Origin of the sequence: Paenarthrobacter ilicis, assembly GCF_016907545.1 — a bacterium.
Taxonomy (GTDB): Bacteria; Actinomycetota; Actinomycetes; order Actinomycetales; family Micrococcaceae; genus Arthrobacter; species Arthrobacter ilicis.
In genome coordinates, this window is record NZ_JAFBCD010000001.1 from 1,175,140 (window position 1) to 1,192,836 (window position 17,697).

At 63.0% G+C, this 17,697-nt stretch carries 15 protein-coding genes and 1 tRNA gene; 9 read left to right on the forward strand and 7 right to left on the reverse strand.

Annotated elements, in window-relative coordinates; translation table 11 throughout:
• Positions 1 to 13 precede the first annotated feature (13 nt).
• The 4 genes from JOE60_RS05500 (at position 14) to JOE60_RS05515 (ending at position 4,080) form a co-directional block, all read left to right on the forward strand.
• Positions 14 to 1,462, forward strand: coding sequence for an NAD(P)/FAD-dependent oxidoreductase (locus JOE60_RS05500; RefSeq protein WP_167264633.1), 1,449 nt, complete (start codon positions 14 to 16; stop codon positions 1,460 to 1,462).
• Between the two features lie 92 nt (positions 1,463 to 1,554).
• A complete protein-coding gene (locus JOE60_RS05505; protein WP_167264634.1) occupies positions 1,555 to 2,475 on the forward strand; it encodes an N-acetyltransferase in 921 nt (306 codons plus the stop codon).
• A gap of 21 nt (positions 2,476 to 2,496) precedes the next feature.
• Positions 2,497 to 2,570 (forward strand) — tRNA-Leu (locus tag JOE60_RS05510).
• Positions 2,571 to 2,721: 151 nt separating this feature from the next.
• Positions 2,722 to 4,080, forward strand: coding sequence for an ABC transporter substrate-binding protein (locus JOE60_RS05515; protein ID WP_167264635.1), 1,359 nt, complete (start codon positions 2,722 to 2,724; stop codon positions 4,078 to 4,080).
• A 300-nt stretch (positions 4,081 to 4,380) separates the two neighbouring features.
• On the opposite strand, the gene JOE60_RS05520 is transcribed toward JOE60_RS05515, so the two are convergent.
• The 4 genes from JOE60_RS05520 to JOE60_RS05535 are packed head-to-tail and all read right to left on the reverse strand — an operon-like array spanning position 4,381 to position 8,521.
• Complete coding sequence (locus JOE60_RS05520) at positions 4,381 to 5,151, reverse strand: ABC transporter ATP-binding protein (protein ID WP_167264636.1); 771 nt, start codon at positions 5,149 to 5,151, stop codon at positions 4,381 to 4,383.
• A complete protein-coding gene (locus JOE60_RS05525) occupies positions 5,148 to 6,149 on the reverse strand; it encodes an ABC transporter ATP-binding protein (RefSeq protein WP_167264637.1) in 1,002 nt (333 codons plus the stop codon). Before JOE60_RS05525 ends, JOE60_RS05520 begins: the two co-directional genes overlap by 4 nt.
• Entirely contained in the window at positions 6,146 to 7,114 is a 969-nt protein-coding gene (locus JOE60_RS05530) for a branched-chain amino acid ABC transporter permease (RefSeq protein ID WP_167264638.1), read from the reverse strand. Before JOE60_RS05530 ends, JOE60_RS05525 begins: the two co-directional genes overlap by 4 nt.
• 9 nt (positions 7,115 to 7,123) lie before the next feature.
• Positions 7,124 to 8,521 (reverse strand): branched-chain amino acid ABC transporter permease, encoded by a 1,398-nt coding sequence (locus JOE60_RS05535; protein WP_167264639.1) that lies wholly within the window; start codon positions 8,519 to 8,521, stop codon positions 7,124 to 7,126.
• Positions 8,522 to 8,876: 355 nt separating this feature from the next.
• Between JOE60_RS05535 and JOE60_RS05540 the strand changes: the two genes are divergently transcribed.
• Positions 8,877 to 9,785: a Bax inhibitor-1/YccA family protein gene (locus JOE60_RS05540; RefSeq protein ID WP_167264640.1), complete on the forward strand. Its 909-nt coding sequence runs from the start codon at positions 8,877 to 8,879 to the stop codon at positions 9,783 to 9,785.
• 92 nt (positions 9,786 to 9,877) lie between these two features.
• Here the strand turns inward: JOE60_RS05540 and JOE60_RS05545 are convergent, their stop codons facing one another.
• From JOE60_RS05545 to galT, 3 genes are read right to left on the reverse strand one after another with little or no spacing between them, the layout of a single operon-like run.
• Positions 9,878 to 11,116: an acetyl-CoA C-acetyltransferase gene (locus JOE60_RS05545; protein ID WP_167264641.1), complete on the reverse strand. Its 1,239-nt coding sequence runs from the start codon at positions 11,114 to 11,116 to the stop codon at positions 9,878 to 9,880.
• A 55-nt stretch (positions 11,117 to 11,171) separates the two neighbouring features.
• On the reverse strand, positions 11,172 to 12,332 hold the full coding sequence (gene galK, locus JOE60_RS05550; RefSeq protein ID WP_167264642.1) for a galactokinase: 1,161 nt from the start codon (positions 12,330 to 12,332) through the stop codon (positions 11,172 to 11,174).
• Positions 12,329 to 13,480, reverse strand: a complete 1,152-nt coding sequence (gene galT / locus JOE60_RS05555) for a galactose-1-phosphate uridylyltransferase (RefSeq protein WP_167264643.1) — start codon at positions 13,478 to 13,480, stop codon at positions 12,329 to 12,331. Before galT ends, galK begins: the two co-directional genes overlap by 4 nt.
• 98 nt (positions 13,481 to 13,578) lie before the next feature.
• Here galT and JOE60_RS05560 point away from each other — a divergent pair, with 98 nt between their 5' ends.
• The 4 genes from JOE60_RS05560 to JOE60_RS05575 all read left to right on the forward strand — a co-directional run bounded on the left by JOE60_RS05560 (position 13,579) and on the right by JOE60_RS05575 (position 17,687).
• Positions 13,579 to 14,526 carry an aldose 1-epimerase family protein gene (locus JOE60_RS05560; protein ID WP_239528823.1) on the forward strand — a complete coding sequence of 316 codons (948 nt, stop codon included), beginning with the start codon at positions 13,579 to 13,581 and terminating at the stop codon, positions 14,524 to 14,526.
• A 78-nt stretch (positions 14,527 to 14,604) separates the two neighbouring features.
• A complete protein-coding gene (locus tag JOE60_RS05565; protein ID WP_167264645.1) occupies positions 14,605 to 15,813 on the forward strand; it encodes an AI-2E family transporter in 1,209 nt (402 codons plus the stop codon).
• Positions 15,814 to 15,816: 3 nt separating this feature from the next.
• Positions 15,817 to 17,055, forward strand: coding sequence for a threonine ammonia-lyase (gene ilvA, locus JOE60_RS05570; protein WP_167264646.1), 1,239 nt, complete (start codon positions 15,817 to 15,819; stop codon positions 17,053 to 17,055).
• A gap of 14 nt (positions 17,056 to 17,069) precedes the next feature.
• On the forward strand, positions 17,070 to 17,687 hold the full coding sequence (locus JOE60_RS05575) for a rhomboid family intramembrane serine protease (RefSeq protein ID WP_167264647.1): 618 nt from the start codon (positions 17,070 to 17,072) through the stop codon (positions 17,685 to 17,687).
• Positions 17,688 to 17,697: the final 10 nt, after the last annotated feature.

The following is a 17,697-nucleotide window of genomic DNA, read 5'->3' on the forward strand; positions in this document are numbered from 1 at the left end:
GTACTCTGGTGTCATGGCAATCACTCCAGAGCTTATTGACCGTCCCCGGGTCCTCGTCGTCGGCGGCGGTTACGTCGGCCTGTATGTAGCACTCAAACTGCAGAAGAAGATCGAAAAGGCCGGTGGCATCGTCACCGTCGTAGATCCCCTGCCGTACATGACCTACCAGCCGTTCCTGCCGGAAGTTGCCGGCGGCAACATCGAGGCACGCCACGCCGTGGTCTCGCACCGCCAGCACCTGAAGCAGACCGAGCTCATCCAGGGCCGCGTCACCAGCATCGACCACGCCAACCGCACTGCGGTTGTGGCACCGTCCGATGGCGGCGAAAACTTTGAAATCCCGTACTTCGACGTCGTTATTGCAGCCGGCGCCATCACCCGCACCTTCCCCATCAAGGGACTTGCGGACAAGGGCATTGGCCTCAAGACCATCGAGGAAGCTGTTGCACTGCGCAACAAGCTCCTGGAGCGCATCGAAGCTGCCTCCACCATGACCGACCCCGCTGAGCGCGCCAAAGCACTGACCTTCGTGGTTGTGGGCGGCGGCTTCGCGGGCATCGAGTGCCTCACCGAAATGGAAGACCTAGCCCGCGCCGCGGTCCGGAACAACCCCCGCGTCCGCCAGGAAGAGATCCGCTTCGTCCTGGTGGAAGCCATGGGCCGCATCATGCCCGAGGTCACCGCTTCCCAGGCTGAATGGGTTGTGGAGCACCTCCGCAGCCGTGGCATCGAGGTACTCCTCAACACGTCCCTGGACAGCGCCGAAGGCAGCCTCAAGCTGATCAACCTCCCGGACAAGACCTCCGCAGGCGAAGTTGAAGCAGACACCCTGGTATGGGCTGCCGGCGTGCAGGCCAACCCGATGATCCGCTCCACCGACTTCCCGCTGGAGCCGCGTGGCCGCGTCCGAGTCCTCCCGGACCTGCGTATCGCAGGCGACGAAGGCATCATCGAGAACGCCTGGGCCGCTGGCGACATCGCCGCTGTCCCGGACCTCACGGGCAAGGGCCTGCCGGACGGAACCTGCGTTCCCAACGCACAGCACGCCCTGCGCCAGGCCAAGAAGCTTGCCAACAACTTGTGGGCTTCCCGCTGGGACAAGCCGCTGCACGACTACAAGCACAAGAACCTTGGTGCTGTGGCCGGCTTCGGCGAGTGGAAGGGCGTTGCCAACATCAACCTACTGGGCCGCATCGGCCTCAAGGGCGGACTCGCCTGGCTGGCACACCGTGGCTACCACGGCATGGCCATGCCCACGGTGGAGCGCAAGTTCCGCGTGATCTTCGGCTGGATCCTTGCCTTCTTTGCCGGCCGCGACACCACGCAGCTGATGGATCTGGACAACCCCCGCGGTGCCTTCGTGGCGGCAGCAACTCCTGCCCCCAAGCCTGCTGCGGCACCTGCCCCGGCTGAGGCCAAGGCAGAAGAAGCCAAGACCCCGGTTACGGCTGACGCCAAGTAGTTCATCCGCGACGGCGGTCATTCCCTGCAAGGGGAGTGGCCGCCGTCGTGCTTTTAATGCTGAGTCTTTGGCCCGCGCCCTAGACTACTTCCATGTCCGGTGAAACCGATCTGACGACGCTTCTGGAATCCCTTCATCCGGTGATTCGCGAAGGTGAATATGTGTACGCCCTCTGGCCGCATGGGCGGCCGCTGGAAGGCGGCATCGAAGCCGCGGTCCGTGAAGCTGAAGGGCTTACGGTTGTGCTTCACCGTGACGAGGCCGACAGGTTGGGCCTCCACTACGACTTCGTGGCCTCGTGGATCACGCTGCAAGTCCATTCGGCCCTGGAAGCGGTTGGCCTCACGGCAGCTGTCAGCGCGGCGCTGACGCATGCGGGCATCAGCTGCAACGTCCTGGCGGGATTCCATCATGACCACCTCCTGGTACCGTCTGCAGATGCGGCCAAGGCCATGGACGTGCTTCGGCTTCTGGGCAGGGGCCTGGTGCTGCGGACCGAGCGGCCCCAGGACCGGGCAGCCATCCTGGAGCTGACAGCCCGGGCCTTCTCCATCTCTCCGGTCACCGGTGAACCCGTGGAGGGCGTGCCTCTGGAAGTCGGGTTGTTGGAAGCGCTTTTTGGATCCCGTGAGTACCTTCCGGAATTCAGTATTGTCGCTGAAATCGGCGGCGAGATCGTAGGTCATGCGATCAGTACACGCGGCTGGATCGGGGATGTGGCGTTACTCGGCTTGGGCCCCATAGGAGTGCTTCCCCAGTTCCAGAAGCGCGGGGTCGGTTCTGCCTTGATGCGCGAGACGGCTGCCCGTGCCACAGCCGCAGGGGAGCCCGGTATCGCCCTCCTGGGCAGCCCGCTGTACTATCCGCGCTTCGGTTATGTGCCGGCCACCTCGCTGAACGTACAACCGCCCGAAGCAGTGTGGGGCGACCACTTCCAGCTGTTGACGCTTCCCGCATGGCCCCACGATGTCCACGGTACTTTCCGTTACGCCGCGCCATTCCAGCAGCTGTAGCTGGGATACCATGGTCCGGGCGCCCCAGTAGCCCAATTGGCAGAGGCAGCGGACTTAAAATCCGCGTGTTGTGGGTTCGAGTCCCACCTGGGGCACTGCAGATTCCCCACAGGCAACGAGTGTTATAGGGATGTGACCTGAATCACTTATGTTCCCGGATCAATTGCATTAGTTTGAGTCGTAATCAGGAACACCTGAGTAATCGCATCAAAGGCAGTTCGCACCTTTCGATCGAGGAGACAACGAATGTTTGATCTTTCCCCAGCGGCGCCCCGAGCCGCCAAGCTGACAGCGCTTGGCATTGGGGTCGCTCTCTTGGCCACAGCCTGTGGTGGGTCGTCAACGCCCACGCAGACTGGGTCTTCATCTGCGGCCGCCGCAGCAGGCATCTCCTGCCCGGCACCGAGCGGTGGAGCGGGAGCCGGCAACAGCCAGGCTGCTACCACCACGGGACCTGTACCTCCCTCGACAACCACCACCGATACTCCACTGAAACTTGGATCGCTCCTGCCGACAACGGGGTCGCTGGCGTTCCTCGGCCCGCCGGAAATCGCCGGTGTCAACCTCGGTATCAAGGAAGTCAACGACGCCGGCGGCGTCCTCGGCGCTCCCATCTCGGTAGTACACCGCGACTCCGGTGATACCAAGACGGATATCGCCACGCAGTCCACCACGGCCCTCCTCGGCCAGGGTGTCAGCGCCATCATCGGTGCAGCCTCTTCAGGTGTTTCCAAGACGGTCATCAACCAGATCACCGGTGCAGGAGTCATCCAGTTCTCGCCGGCCAACACCTCGCCCGACTTCACCACGTGGGATGACAAAGGCCTGTTCTGGCGTACTGCTCCCTCTGACGTCCTCCAGGGCAAGGTGCTGGGCAACTACATGGCAACCTGTGGCGCCCAGACCGTGGGCATGATCGTTCTGAACGATGCTTACGGAACCGGCCTGCAGAAGAACGTCAAGGAAGCTTTCGAGGCAGCCGGCGGCAAGGTAGTCGCCGAGGAACTCTTCAACGAAGGCGATTCCCAGTTCAGCAGCCAGGTGGACAAGGTTCTGGCAGCCAAGCCGGACGCCATCGCACTGATCACCTTCGACCAGGCAAAGAGCATCGTCCCCCTGATCACCGGCAAGGGCATCAAGCCCACGCAGCTGTTCATGGTCGATGGCAACACCTCGGACTACAGCAAGGACTTCCAGGCCGGCACCATGAAGGGCGCACAGGGAACCATTCCCGGTACGTTCGCCAAGGACGACTTCAAGAAGAAGCTCCTCGCCATCGATCCAGCCCTGAAGGATTACAGCTACGCAGGTGAATCCTACGACGCCGTGAACCTGATTGCCCTGGCTTCCGAGGCCGCCAAGAGCACCAAGGGTACGGACATCGCAGCCAAGCTGAAGGAAGTTTCTGAAGGCGGCGAGAAGTGCACCAGCTTCGCAGCCTGTGTCACGCTCCTCCGTGAGGGCAAGGACATTGACTACGACGGCCAGTCCGGTCCTGTTACGTTCTCCGACGCCGGTGACCCCACCGAGGCGTACATCGGTATCTACGAATACCAGGATGACAACACCTACAAGCCGGTCCGCGAAGAGTTCGGCAAGCTCTAAACTCTTCAGGCTTTAGCTGATCGCAGGCCCCCTTCCTCTCACGAGGGAGGGGGCCTGTTTTTGTGCTGCGGGGCTGCGGGGCTGCGGGGCTGCGGGGCGGTGGGGCTGCGGGGGCGTGCCGTCGCCACCTTCTTTGGCGGCCAAGAGGGCCGACACGCCGGGTTTTCCAGGTGCTGGGAGGGGGAATGGGCCCAAAGTGGGTGGTGGCGGCACAAAGGCCCCAAAGCGCACAGCACAAAAAGGAGGGCCCTTGGACGTGAATCCAAGGGCCCTCCCGATGCTGCTGTCTGGATGGAGCTGCTAGACCTCGTCTGCCAGCGTACCCAGGTAGAGCTGAATGACCTTCGGGTCCTTCATCAGCTCACGGCCTGTGCCGGTGTAGGCGTCCTTCCCCTGGTCAAGGACGTAGCCGCGATCGCAGATCTGCAGGCAGCGGCGGGCATTCTGCTCCACCATGATCACGGAAACGCCTGCGCGGTTGATCTCATGGACGCGGAGGAAGGTCTCATCCTGTTTGACGGGGGAGAGGCCGGCTGACGGCTCGTCGAGGAGCAGCACGGCGGGATCCATCATGAGGGCCCTTCCCATCGCCACCATCTGGCGTTCACCGCCGGACAGGGAGCCGGCTCGCTGGGCGCGCCGTTTCCCCAATTCCGGGAAGAGGCTGGTGACGAAGTCGAAGCGCTCGGCAAACACCTTGGGCCGCTGAAACATCCCCATTTGAAGGTTCTCTTCAATGGTCAACGTGGCAAAAACGTTGTTTGTCTGTGGGACGAAGCCCACGCCCTGGGTGACCAGCTTGTTGGCTTTCAGCCCGGTGAGGTCCTGGCCCCGGACCACGACGGTGCCGGAGTGGACCTTCACCAGTCCGAACATGGCTTTCAGCAGGGTGGACTTGCCGGCACCGTTGGGTCCAATGATGCCGATCAGCTCACCCTTGCGGGCTTCGATGCTGCAGCCGTTGAGGATATTGACGCCGGGGATGTAGCCGGCCACCAGGTTGGTGACCTTGACTACGGAGTCTCCGGCCGGTGCATCAGCCGAGGCGGGCATTGCGGCTGGACTGCTCATTTCCCGTCCTCCTTCTTGGGTTCTTCGATCTCGGACAGGATGCCGGCGTCTTCGGTTCCGACCACGGACTCGTCGTCGGCTTCAAGTTCTGCTTCCAGTTCCTTGATGCCTTCGGCGTCGCCCAGGTCCACGTCGTGGTGGGCGCCCAGGTAGGCGTCGATCACCGCAGGGTTCTTCATGACTTCGCCTGGAGGCCCTTCGGCTACAACCTTGCCTTCGGCCATGACCACCACCCAGTCGGCAATGTGGCGGACCATGTTCATGTCGTGCTCAACGAAGAGAACGGTCATGCCCTCTGCCTTGAGGTTCTTGATGTGGTCCAACAGGGACTGTGTCAGGGCGGGGTTGACGCCGGCCATGGGCTCGTCGAGCATCACCAACTTGGGACGGACCATCAGGGACCGGGCCATTTCCAGGAGCTTCCGCTGGCCACCGGAGAGGGACGCTGCGTAATCGTCCTTCTTGGCGTCGAGCTTGAACTTCTGGAGCAACAGGTCTGCCTGGGCCGTGATTTCCTTCTCGCGTCCACCCCAGATGCCTTTGAACAGCGCCTTGGAAAGCCGCTCGCCGGGTTGGTTCGCAGCACCGAGGCGCATGTTTTCCATGACCGTCAGCTTGCCCATGACCTTTGTCAACTGGAACGTGCGGACCATGCCCATGCGGGCCACCTTGTAGGAAGACACCCCTGCGATGCTGTTGCCTTCGAACTGCCACTTACCCGAGTTGGGGGTGTCGAAGCCGGTCAGCAGGTTGAACAAGGTGGTCTTGCCGGCTCCGTTGGGGCCGATCAGGGCGGTGATCTTGTGCCGCGGAATTTCAAGGTATTCCACATCCACGGCGTTGATGCCGCCGAATGAGCGCGTCACACCTTCGGCGACGACGATCGCATCCCGCTTCTTGCAACCGGGCACATTCTCGCCAACCGCGATGGGCCGCGAGTCGGTCATGTAGTCAATGGTGTCGGCATTGACCGTGGTGGGTTCGTTGGTCTCACTCATGCGAAAGCAAGCTCCTTCTTATTGCCGAACACGCCCTGCGGGCGGAAGATCATCAGGAGCATCAAGGCCACACCCACCAGGATGTAGCGGAGCTGGCCGGCCTGAACGGTGGTCAGCCAGGTGATGGCCCCTGATTCGATGAGGCCGTAGAGCAGGCTCTGGGTCAATGACAGGACAACCCAGAAGATCATGGCTCCGATAACAGGCCCCAGGACCGTGGCCATGCCGCCCAGGAGGAGGCAGGTCCAGAGGAAGAACGTGAGTTCGGTGCCGTAGTTGGACGGCTGGACAGCACCACGGGGGAGCGTGAAGATCATGCCCGCCAGTGCGCCAAGGACACCACCGATCACCAGTGCCTGCATCTTGTATGCGTAGACGTTCTTGCCCAGCGACCGCACGGCATTCTCGTCTTCGCGGATGCCCTTCAGGACGCGGCCCCAGGGGCTGCGCATCAGGAGCCACACCAGCACACAGCACACGATGACCAGGCCCCAACCGACGACGCGGATGAAGAAGTCACGGTTGTTCATGCCCATGTAGGACCCCTCCGGGAAGGGGTTCATGGCGTAGAAGGTGTTCTCAAAGGCCGCCAGGCCATTGGCGGAGCCGGTGACGCTGGTGAGCTGGTTGGTGGTCACCACGTAGCGCACAATTTCGGCGGCTGCGATGGTGACGATTGCCAGGTAGTCGGCCCTTAGCCGGAGGGTGGGGATGCCGAGGACGAACGCAAAGATCACCGAGCACAGGATGGAGATGATCACAGCGACGACGAAGGGAGCGTCAAAAGTGAGGGTGGAGATGGCGAACCCGTAGGCACCCACCGCCATGAAACCTGCTTGGCCGAAGTTCAGGAGCCCTGAGTAGCCGAAATGGACCGCAAGGCCCAAAGCGGCAAGTGCGTAGGCCGCCGTCGTTGGACTGAAAAGTTCGCCAAGGGCGCTGGAAAGAATGAATCCGAAATCCATGGCCCGCTCCTAACCCACACGCTCACGCCGGCCGAGGATACCCTGCGGCCGGAACAGAAGGACAACAATCATGATGAAGAGGGCACCGACGTACTTGAGGTCGGCGGGGAGGCCGAACACGGTGGTCAGTTCCACGAAGATTCCGACGACGATCGAGCCGATCAGTGCGCCGAAGACGGTTCCCAGGCCACCGAGGGTCACACCCGCAAAGATGAGCAGCAGGATCTGCGAGCCCATGTCGAAAGTGACGCCGGGCCGGTAGTAGGCCCACAAGATGCCACCGAGGGAGGCAAGGACGCCGCCAACGATCCATACCAGGCGGATCACGGAGTCAACGTCGATACCGGACGCAGCCGCGAGGGCCGGGTTGTCGGCTACCGCGCGGGTGGCCTTGCCAAGGCGGGTCTTGAGGAGCACGATGCCAACCAGCGCAATCACGACTGCGCTGATGACCAGGGACCACAGGTTGTTCGGTGTGATGGATACCGGCCCAATCTGGATTTCGGCGCTCTGGGCTCCGGGCAGCTGCTGGGTGGCTCCGCCGAAGAAGAACTGGATGACGTAACGGATGGCCAAGGCGAGGCCGATGCTGACGATCATCATGGGGACCAGGCCCGAGCCGCGTTTACGCAGCGGGCGCCACAATCCCGCGTCCTGGGCGTAGCCGAAGAGCCCACCGCCAACCAACGCCAGCAGGATGGCCAACCAGAAGGGGAGCCCCAGGCCGTTGAACATGAACACCAGGACTGCGCCCAGGGTGACCATCTCGCCGTGGGCGAAGTTGGTGAGGCCTGTGGTACCGAAGATCAGCGAGAGGCCAACGGCGGCAAGGGCAAGGAGCAGGCCGAAGCTGAGGCCCGCCACCAGGCGGTTGAGGAGGTTCTGGCCGAAGTCCTGCTGTTGGACCACGATGCCTTTACCGAAAGCGAAGATCACGGACAGGTTGGATGTCTGGCTGAAGGTGACATCGCGGGGATTGTCCTGGCCGTCAGCGAGCTTGATACCTTCCGGCAAGGTGGAGGTATCCAACTCGATGGTGTAGGTGCCTTGGACCGGGACGCCGATGGTCCAGGCGCCGTTGGCTCCGGAGGTGGCTTCGCCTTGGAATCCGTTGCCTGATGCCTTGACTTTGACGCCGGGAATGGGAGCCCTTGCGTCGTCGCGGAGGAATCCGCTGATGTTGTTTTGGAAATTCGTCGCGGACGGCGAAGGCGAGGGGGTGGTTGCCTCCGCCGCAGGGGCGGCGATCAACAGAAGAGCAATGAGGGATGCGAACAGCGCCCCGACAACTCTCTGCAGTCCCTTGGACCGTCTGATGGACGGGTCACGCAGTGTGCTTCTCAAAATGGAAACCTCCACAGTGGGGGTGGTCCCGGCTGCGCCTTTGCAACCGGTGCGAACGGGCATGGGGGCTTACGAACGTTCTTGCCTAGCTGCCTCAATTGTGATCCAAGTCACCCATGTGAGGCCTATGCTACCGCTCCCCACAACTAATAAATGTCCAGTTGGGAGGTGGGAACATCGCGATCGGATAACAACTGTGAAGCTGCAGGCAACCATTGATGAAGCTGAACTTAAGTAAACCTTTGTTGTTTACGGGTGCTACTAAAGAGTTTCGGCGGCGCCCACGCATGTCAGTGTTCCAATTTCGTGTCACGGTTGGGTTTCGTCTGGGTGAACAGGGGAACTTTCCCTGCCCAGCGCACGTGGTAATTGGTACCGTGAATTATCACTCAGCCCTTTTTTCAGGAGGACACCCGTAATGGCACTTGGCGGAAACCCAGTCTTCAACGGAAAGAATTTCCGTGGAGCAAAGCAGGCCCCGCCTGTACCGCAAAATCCCTACGGCCAGCAGTTCAATCAAGCTGGCCGTGCCCCCTCGCAGGTCATGGACGGCCAGGCAGCATGGTCCGCCCAGCAGCAGAACATGACCAATGAGCAACTGCAGCAGATGTACAGCCAGCCCTCGGCCGGCCCCGCCGACACCGGGCGCATGACGTATGACGACGTGATCATGAAGACCGTCGCCTGCCTCGTGGTGCTGGTCCTTGGTGCGGGTGTCACGCTTTTCGTCGCCCCGGCCCTCTCCACCATGCTGATGATCGTCGGCGCCCTGGGTGGTTTCGTCCTGGCGCTGGTCAATACCTTCAAGAAGCAGCCGTCCCCGGCGCTGATCCTCGCGTACGCAGGCCTCGAAGGACTGTTCCTGGGCGGCCTGACCCGCATCCTTGATGGCATGTACCCGGGCGTCGGCCTGCAGGCAGTCATCGGCACCCTTGCAGTCTTCGGCGTCACGCTGGTGCTCTTCAAGAGCGGCAAGGTCCGCGCTACCCCCAAGATGGTCCGCTTCTTCATGATCGCCACCATTGGCTACGCGGTCTTCGCGTTGATCAACCTGGTGATGATGTGGACCGGCGCTGTGCAGGAGCCCTTCGGCCTCCGCACGAGCATCACCATCGCAGGTATCCCGCTGGGCGTCTTTATTGGCATCCTGGCAATCGGCCTGGCAGCCTTCTCGCTGATCATGGACTTCACCAGCATCGAGCAGGGCGTTAAGGCAGGCGCTCCCGAGCGCTACTCCTGGGTTGCCGCATTCGGCCTGACGGTCACCTTGGTATGGCTGTACGTCGAAATCATTCGTCTCCTGGCCATTCTTCGCGGCGACGATTGATCGTCGACATTACATAAAAATGCCCCCGAACACTTTCGGGGGCATTTTTTATGGAACCGCGACGGCGGCCGGTCCAGTTGGGGGCAGGTTGCTCAGGTGAGCCGTTCGAAAACCACGGCCATGCCCTGCCCGCCACCAACACATAACGTGGCCAGCCCCAGGGTCCCGTCGCGGGACTGAAGTCCGTTCAGCAGCGTGCTGGTCATCCGGGCCCCGGTCATGCCGAAGGGGTGGCCCAGGGCGATGGCGCCGCCGTGCACGTTCAGCTTGTCCGGATCGATGCCGAGTTCCCTCGCGCTGGCCACCACTTGCACGGCAAAGGCCTCGTTGAGCTCCACCAGATCGATGTCGTCCATGGTCATTCCTGCCAGGGCCAATGCGCGCCGTGAGGCTTCCACGGGTCCCATGCCCATGAGTTCGGGGGAGAGGGCACTCACTCCGGTGGACACCACCCGTGCCAGGGGCTGGAGGCCGAGCTCGCGTGCCCGGGAGTCGCTCATCACCACCACAGCCGCCGCACCGTCGTTGAGGGGGCAGGCGTTTGCCGCCGTCACGGTGCCATCGGCCCGGAACACGGGTTGCAATGTGGAGACAGCGTCCAGGGTGACTCCGGGCCGTGGTGAATCATCCCGGTCCACCACCACGCCGTCCTTGCGGGTGTATGGCGTAATGTCGCGGGCGTAAAAGCCCGAGTTGATGGCGGCTTCGGCGCGATTCTGGCTGAGGACGCCCCACTCATCCTGCTCCGCCCGGCTGATTCCGTAACTGGTTGCGACGTTCTCGGCGGTTTGCCCCATGGAGATGTAGATGTCCGGCATCCGGCCGCCCATCCTTGGGTCGGTCCACGGAATGTTGGAGGCCGCGCGCGCCGCTGTGCGTTGCGCTGCCGCGGCGAAGAGTGGGTTGTGGTTGGCGGTATCGGTTTCCCCGGCGCCTGCCCAATCCCTGTATCTGGAGACGCTCTCCACTCCGGCGGACACCATTGCCTGCGCTTCCCCGGATTTGATGGCGTGGAAGGCCATCCGGAGGGTTTGGAGGCTGGAGGCGCAGAAGCGGTTAATGGTGGCTGCGGGCACCCGGTCCAGGCCGGCCAGGACCGCCACTACCCGTGCCATGTTGGAGCCGGCCTCGCCGCTGGGTTCGGCGCAACCGAGCAGGAGGTCATCGAGTCCGCGGCCGTCGTCCGCCCTGGGGTCGAATCCGGGGATTTTGGCCAAGGCCGCCTGCACCATGGCGGTGGCAAGATCGTCGGGACGTTCGTCTTTCAGGGAGCCTTTGAAGGCGCGTCCAATGGGGCTTCTGGCAGTGGAAACAATGACAGCCTCAGTCATGGCCCCAGCTTACGCCCGGCATCCCATGGGGTGCCGGGCGTCCGCGGTGAGTGGCTCAGGCCAGCCGGAGTGCTCCCGCAGCGGGTGTCACGGTGAAGATGTCCGGTGCGGTGAAGCCCGCTTCCGCGAAGGAACGCACGACGGCGTCACGCACCTGCTGCTCCTGGCCCACCGGGGTGAGGGCAATGGCTGAGCCGCCGAATCCGCCGCCCGTCATACGGGCGCCGATTGCGCCGTTGGTTCGGGCGGTGTCGACGGCAAGATCGAGTTCCGGGCAGGAAATTTCGAAGTCATCGCGCATGGAGACGTGGCTGGCATCCAGCAGGGCCCCGATGGCTGCCGGACCCTGGCTGGCGAGGGTCTCCACCGTCTGCAGGACACGGTCGTTCTCCGTGACAACATGACGGACACGGCGGAGGGTGAGCTCGTCCAGGAGGCCCGCGGCCTCTTCCAGGCGTTCCACGCCAACATCGCGAAGCGCTGTGACCTCCAAAAGCTCCGCGCCCAACTCGCACGATGCCCGCCTGGAGGCGTAACCGCCGTCGGCGTGTGAGTGCGACACCTTGGTGTCAATGACCAAGAGAACCAGGTCCGCCGATTCGGCATCGAACGGGACAAGTTCAACGTGCTGGTCGCGGCAATCAAGGAAGACGGCCTGTCCCTTGGCGCCCCGCAGGGAGGCCGATTGGTCCATGATGCCCGTGGGTGCACCCACGAAGATGTTTTCCGCGCGCTGGGTAGCCAGCACCAAGTCCTCGGCCGCGAAGCCTGCACCCGTGAGCTCATTGAGGGCGGAAATGACGGCGCACTCAATGGCATGGGAGGACGAAAGTCCGGCGCCGGAGGGAACGTCGGAGTCGAGAAGCAGGTCAAAGCCCGGGACCTCTATGCCCCGTTCCTGCAGTGCCCAGGCAACGCCCAGCGGGTAGCGGGACCACCCTTCCCCCGAACCGGGTTCCAGCCCGGCCAGGTCAGCTTCAACCAGGCCGTGTCCGCCGAACGTGGAGAGCATCCGCACGGTGGTGTCCTCACGGACCCGCAGCGCCACCTTGGCGGTCTTGTCGATCGCGAAAGGCAGCACGAAGCCTTCGTTGTAGTCAGTGTGCTCGCCGATGAGGTTCACCCGTCCCGGTGCCTGCCAGACGCCGTCGGGAGCTGTCCCGAACGTTTCTTCAAAACGGGCGGCCAAAGCGCTGGCTGTAGAGGTGATGGTCATGCGGGGGAGCCTTCCAGGGACGTGCTGACGGCGGTAACGGGGGCGACGCTGCGGAGGCGTTCCGCCACAGCTTCCGGGGTGGTGTCGTTGATGAATGCACCCATGGCTGCTTCCGAGCCGGCCAAATACTTGAGTTTATCCGCAGCGCGGCGTGGCGAGGTGAGCTGGAGGTGCAGCTGGCCCGCGGGCCGCAGAACCGGATCCAGGGGCGCCTGGTGCCACGCCGAGATATAAGGAGTGGGCGTGGGGTAGAGAGCATCGAGCCGCTGGAGCAAATCCAGGTACACGTGGGAGAGTTCGTCGCGCTCTTCCCCGCTCAGGGCCGCCAGGTCCGGGACGCTGCGGTGGGGAACCAAATGGACTTCCAGGGGCCATCGAGCCGCAAACGGTACGTAGGCGCTGAAGTGCTCCGCTTCCAGGATCATGCGGCTGCCGTCTTCACGCTCGGCCCGCAGGAGGGAGGCCTGCAGCGTTTCCTTCGCATCCACGTCGTCGTAATATTTCCGGGCCACGGCACCCAGCTGGGCTGCGCGGGGCGTGACATACGGATAGGCATAGATTTGGCCATGCGGGTGGTGCAGCGTGACTCCAATGTCCGCCCCGCGGTTCTCGAAAGGGAACACCTGCTTGATGCCCGGGAGCGCACTGAGGGCCTCGGTGCGCTGGGCCCACGCCTCGATGACGGTGCGGGCGCGTGTTTGGCCCAGTCCGGCGAAGGAGCCGGTGTGCTGGGGGGTGAAGGCGACTACTTCGCAGCGTCCGTAGGCGGGTCCGGTGATCCCGTGGCCGCTGGCGCCCGGCGCGGGAAGGGGCGGAATGTCGCCCACTGCGGGCCCCAGGGACGGGAAGCGGTTCTCGAACACCACGACGTCGTAGTCCGCCGCCGGGATTTCAGAGGGGTTGGCCGCCGTGGTGGGGCAGATGGGGCACTGGTCCGCGGGCGGCAGGTGCGTGCGTGACTGACGGTGAGCCGCCACCGCGACCCAATCACCGGACAATGCGTCATACCGGACCTCGCCAGGCTCTCCCCGCGTGGGGAGGTCGCGGTGGTCCACCATGGACTCCAGGGTGCGCTCGGGTGTCCCGGGATCATCGAAGTAAATCAGCTCGCGGGTGTCGGCGAGACGGGTGCTGGTGATGCGGCTCATACACCGATGATCCCATAAGCAACCAAAAACGCATAGTTTCTAACAAAATCAAACATTCACCTCGAATGGATCCAGTCCGGATGCAGTACCGTATTGCCATGCCTGACTCCCTCCCCATGACAGATCAACACCAGCCGGCAGCACGCCGCTTCGCCACGGGCCGCCAATTTGAACTGCGCCGCGGTGATGCACTGGCTGTGGTCACCGAGCTCGCCGCCGGGCTCCGCCTGTACTCCCGGAAGGGTGTCCAGCTGACGGAGAGTTACGGGGATGACCAGATTCCGCCGGGCGCAACCGGCATCACCTTGGCGCCCTGGGCCAACCGGATCGAGGACGGCCTGTGGTTCCTGGACGGAAAGAAGCAGCAACTGGACATCACCGAGGCTTCGCGGAACAACGCCAGCCACGGACTCTTGCGGAACACCGGATATGCACTGGTGGACGAATCGGAGTTTTCCGTGACATTGGAGGCCACGGTGTTTCCGCAGCACGGCTACCCCTTCCTGGTCCGTCACCGCGTGCGCTACGAATTGGACCAGGCACTGGATCTCCGGGTCCAGCAAACGCTGGTCAATGACTCGCAGGGGCCGGCCCCGGTTGTCCTGGGCGCCCACCCGTACCTCCGTGTAGGTGACACCGCCCCGGAGGACCTGACCCTCACGGTGCGGGCCGGAACCCGCCTGGTGGCAGACGATCGGCTCATTCCCCGCAGCGCCGTGGCAGTTGATGGGGAGCACGACTTTTCCGGCGGTGCTGCTGTGGGTGACCTGCTGGTGGACGTCGCCCTGACGGCCCTGGCGTTCGACGGCGGCGTTGCCCGCCACGTGCTCACGGCACCCGATGGTCGAAGCGTTGCCCTGGAACAGGACGAAAGCTGCCCCTATGTGCACGTCTTCGTGACGGACAACTTCCCGGGCCGGACCAAAGCTGTTGCCCTGGAGCCCATGACAGGACCGGCCAATGCCTTCAACAGTGGCGATGGACTGCGCTGGGTGGAGCCCGGCGGAGAGTTCACCATGAGGTGGGGGATCGCTGCGTCCCTCTAGCCACCTTGTATCCGGAAAGTCCGTGTCCAGAAAGCGGTCCGGTTTCCCATACGGCGTTGGCTACGGAATTATGGGTCCATGACGCCAACACCGGACGCCAGATCCCGTTCTGACCGCCAAATCGCCGAGGACATCCCGTACGGGGTGCGCATAGCCGCCGCCTGGTCCTGGCGCGCAGGGCTGATCCTGCTGATGATCGGCGCACTGGTGTGGTTGCTGGGCAAAGTAAGTTTCCTCATCATTCCGGTGATGGTGGCAGCGCTGCTGGCCGGATTGCTCTACCCGGTGGTTGCTTGGCTGCGTAGGCGGAAAGTGCCCAACGGCCTGGCAGTCGCCATCACGGTCCTGGGTTTCATCGGGGTCATCGCCGGTGCCCTGGCGCTGGTAGGCAGGCAGCTGGTCTCCGGTTTCGGGGAGCTCTGGCAGGAAGCGCTGCTGGGAATCCAGCAGATACAAACCTGGTTGTCCGATGGACCGCTGCACCTCACCGCGGACCAGATCGACAAGTACATTTCGGACGGCGCCAACGCCCTCCAGAACAACAGCAGCAGCATCCTCAGCGGGGCACTGTCCTTCGGCAGCACCGCAGGGCACTTTGCTGCCGGCCTTGTCCTTGCACTCTTCATCCTGATTTTCTTCCTGCTGGAAGGCAGCCGGATCTGGGGCTTCCTGGTCCGTTTATTGCCCAAGACCGCCCGACGGGCCACCGACGGCGCGGGACGGCGCGGCTGGACCTCCATGGTCAGCTACGTCAGGATCCAGATGTTCGTGGCCTTCGTTGACGCCGTGGGAATCGGGGTTGGTGCAGCCATCATCCAGGTGCCGCTGGCCCTGCCCCTTGCCGTCCTGGTGTTCATCGGCTCCTTCATTCCAGTGGTGGGTGCCCTGGTGACCGGTGCCATTGCCGTGTTGTTGGCCCTGGTGGCCAACGGACCCATCAATGCCCTCATCATGCTGGCTATTGTTCTGCTGGTGCAGCAGCTCGAAAGCCACATCCTCCAGCCCCTGGTCATGGGTAAGGCTGTTTCCCTCCACCCGGTGGCGGTCATCCTGTCCGTTGCCGCGGGTTCCTACCTTGCCGGGATCCCAGGAGCCCTGTTCGCCGTTCCGCTGCTTGCCGTAGCAAATACGTCAGTTCGGTATATTGCGGCCCGGGCGTGGGAACATGAAGGAGAACCGGGTGGCGCCGGACCTGCCGGCGAAACCACGGCCTCGGACAGCACCTCGGTTGAGGGCCCCGATGCCACCACTTCAAAACCTGATGCCACCACTTCAAAAGGAGAATAGTCAGTGAATACCCTCGAAACCCTGCCCGTCGGCTTGGCCGATGTCCTCAAGGCGCAGGAACTGCTCGAGGGCATTATTACCAAGACTCCTGTGGAGTCCTCCCGTGCCTTGGGCAGCCTCGTGGGCGGGAACGTCTTCTTCAAATGTGAAAACCTCCAGCGCGCAGGTTCGTTCAAGGTCCGTGGGGCATACGTCCGCATGGCGCGCTTGACCGAGGACGAGAAGAAGCGTGGAGTAGTTGCTGCATCGGCCGGAAACCATGCCCAGGGAGTGGCAGTAGCCGCAAAGAGCCTTGGCATCAATGCCCGGATCTACATGCCGCTGGGTGTAGCCCTGCCCAAACTGGCGGCCACCCGGAGCCATGGTGCAGAGGTGGTGCTGCACGGCCACAACGTTGATGAGGCGCTGGCGGAAGCCCAGCGGTACGCGGACGAGAGCGGCGCGGTTTTTGTCCACCCCTTCGACAACGTGGACGTCGTGGCAGGGCAGGGGACAATCGGCCTCGAGATCCTGGAACAGATCCCCAACGTTGACACCATCCTCATGGGAGTGGGCGGCGGGGGACTCCTGGCCGGCGTTGCCGTCGCCATCAAAGCCAAAGCCAAAGAACTGGGCCGGGAAATCCGAGTGATCGGTGTCCAGGCCGAAAACGCTGCAGCGTACCCGCCCTCACTGGCTGCCGACGCCTTGGTGCCGCTGAAGAAAGTCACCACCATGGCGGACGGCATTGCCGTGGGAAGGCCCGGGCAGTTGCCCTTCAGCATCATCCGCGAACTGGTGGACGATGTTGTGACGGTCAGCGAGGACTCGCTGGCCCGTGCGCTGATTTTTCTCCTTGAGCGGGCCAAGATGGTTGTTGAGCCCGCTGGTGCCGTGGGCGTGGCGGCACTGATGGACGGCAAGATCGAAAACCCGGGGAACACCGCCGTCGTGCTGTCCGGTGGCAACATCGATCCCATGCTGATGCTGAAAGTCATCCAGCGCGGTCTTTCGGCCGCGGGCCGTTTCATGACGGTCCGCATGATGCTGGACGACCGTCCCGGCTCCTTGGCCACGATCGCGCGCATCATTGCCGAGAACGACGCCAACGTCACTGGACTGGATCACACCCGCTTGGGCGGTTCCATCAGCATGGGCGACGTATCAATCACCATCAACCTGGAAACCAAGGGCCATGAACACGGCGAGCAAGTGCTCGGCGCGCTGCGGGCCGAGGGCTTCCAGCCGATCGTGGTCCACTGACCGGGAGGGAAACCATGGTGTTGGGGGTGCCGGAACAAACACCGGCGGAGGCCAAGGATTCGCTCGCTGGGCGGGCGAAGGGCGGCCTTGTCTTCATGGGCGGGTTCGTTGTTCTGCTCTACGTCATCGAGTTCATCAACACCCTGATGTTCCACGGGCTGAACCGCACGTTCGGACTGCGATCGCGTTCATGGGATGGAATCCTGGACATCATCACGTTTCCGTTGCTGCACGCCAACTTCAATCACCTGCTGTCCAACACCCTGCCACTGATCATCTTTGGCTTCCTGGCCTTCATGTCCGGTATCAGGGTTTTCCTGACCGCGCTGGCTTTCAGCTGGTTGGGGTCCGGGCTGACTGTCTGGCTCATTGGCGGCGGCGGGGTGACCGTGGGAGCGTCAGGCCTGGTGTTCGGTTTCTTCGCTTTCCTTCTGGTGCGCGGCTTCTTCAACCGGAACTGGTGGCAGATCCTGCTCTCCATTGTCCTGTTCATGGCCTACGGCAGCATCCTGTTCGGAGTGCTGCCTACCGTGATGGGCTATGTGTCCTGGCAGGCCCACCTCGGGGGTGCCATTGGCGGCGTGATTGCCGCGGTCCTGCTGAGGCCAAGGAGTTCTTCCACCAGCGTGTGAACACGAAAAC

Bases quoted from the DNA above. Each gene is read 5' to 3' on its own strand.
- JOE60_RS05500 (WP_167264633.1), top strand. From the start codon at position 14: ATGGCAATCACTCCAGAGCTTATTGACCGTCCCCGGGTCCTCGTCGTC.
- JOE60_RS05505 (WP_167264634.1), top strand. From the start codon at position 1,555: ATGTCCGGTGAAACCGATCTGACGACGCTTCTGGAATCCCTTCATCCG.
- JOE60_RS05515 (WP_167264635.1), top strand. From the start codon at position 2,722: ATGTTTGATCTTTCCCCAGCGGCGCCCCGAGCCGCCAAGCTGACAGCG.
- JOE60_RS05520 (WP_167264636.1), bottom strand. From the start codon at position 5,151: ATGAGCAGTCCAGCCGCAATGCCCGCCTCGGCTGATGCACCGGCCGGA.
- JOE60_RS05525 (WP_167264637.1), bottom strand. From the start codon at position 6,149: ATGAGTGAGACCAACGAACCCACCACGGTCAATGCCGACACCATTGAC.
- JOE60_RS05530 (WP_167264638.1), bottom strand. From the start codon at position 7,114: ATGGATTTCGGATTCATTCTTTCCAGCGCCCTTGGCGAACTTTTCAGT.
- JOE60_RS05535 (WP_167264639.1), bottom strand. From the start codon at position 8,521: ATGCCCGTTCGCACCGGTTGCAAAGGCGCAGCCGGGACCACCCCCACT.
- JOE60_RS05540 (WP_167264640.1), top strand. From the start codon at position 8,877: ATGGCACTTGGCGGAAACCCAGTCTTCAACGGAAAGAATTTCCGTGGA.
- JOE60_RS05545 (WP_167264641.1), bottom strand. From the start codon at position 11,116: ATGACTGAGGCTGTCATTGTTTCCACTGCCAGAAGCCCCATTGGACGC.
- galK (WP_167264642.1), bottom strand. From the start codon at position 12,332: ATGACCATCACCTCTACAGCCAGCGCTTTGGCCGCCCGTTTTGAAGAA.
- galT (WP_167264643.1), bottom strand. From the start codon at position 13,480: ATGAGCCGCATCACCAGCACCCGTCTCGCCGACACCCGCGAGCTGATT.
- JOE60_RS05560 (WP_239528823.1), top strand. From the start codon at position 13,579: ATGCCTGACTCCCTCCCCATGACAGATCAACACCAGCCGGCAGCACGC.
- JOE60_RS05565 (WP_167264645.1), top strand. From the start codon at position 14,605: ATGACGCCAACACCGGACGCCAGATCCCGTTCTGACCGCCAAATCGCC.
- JOE60_RS05575 (WP_167264647.1), top strand. From the start codon at position 17,070: ATGGTGTTGGGGGTGCCGGAACAAACACCGGCGGAGGCCAAGGATTCG.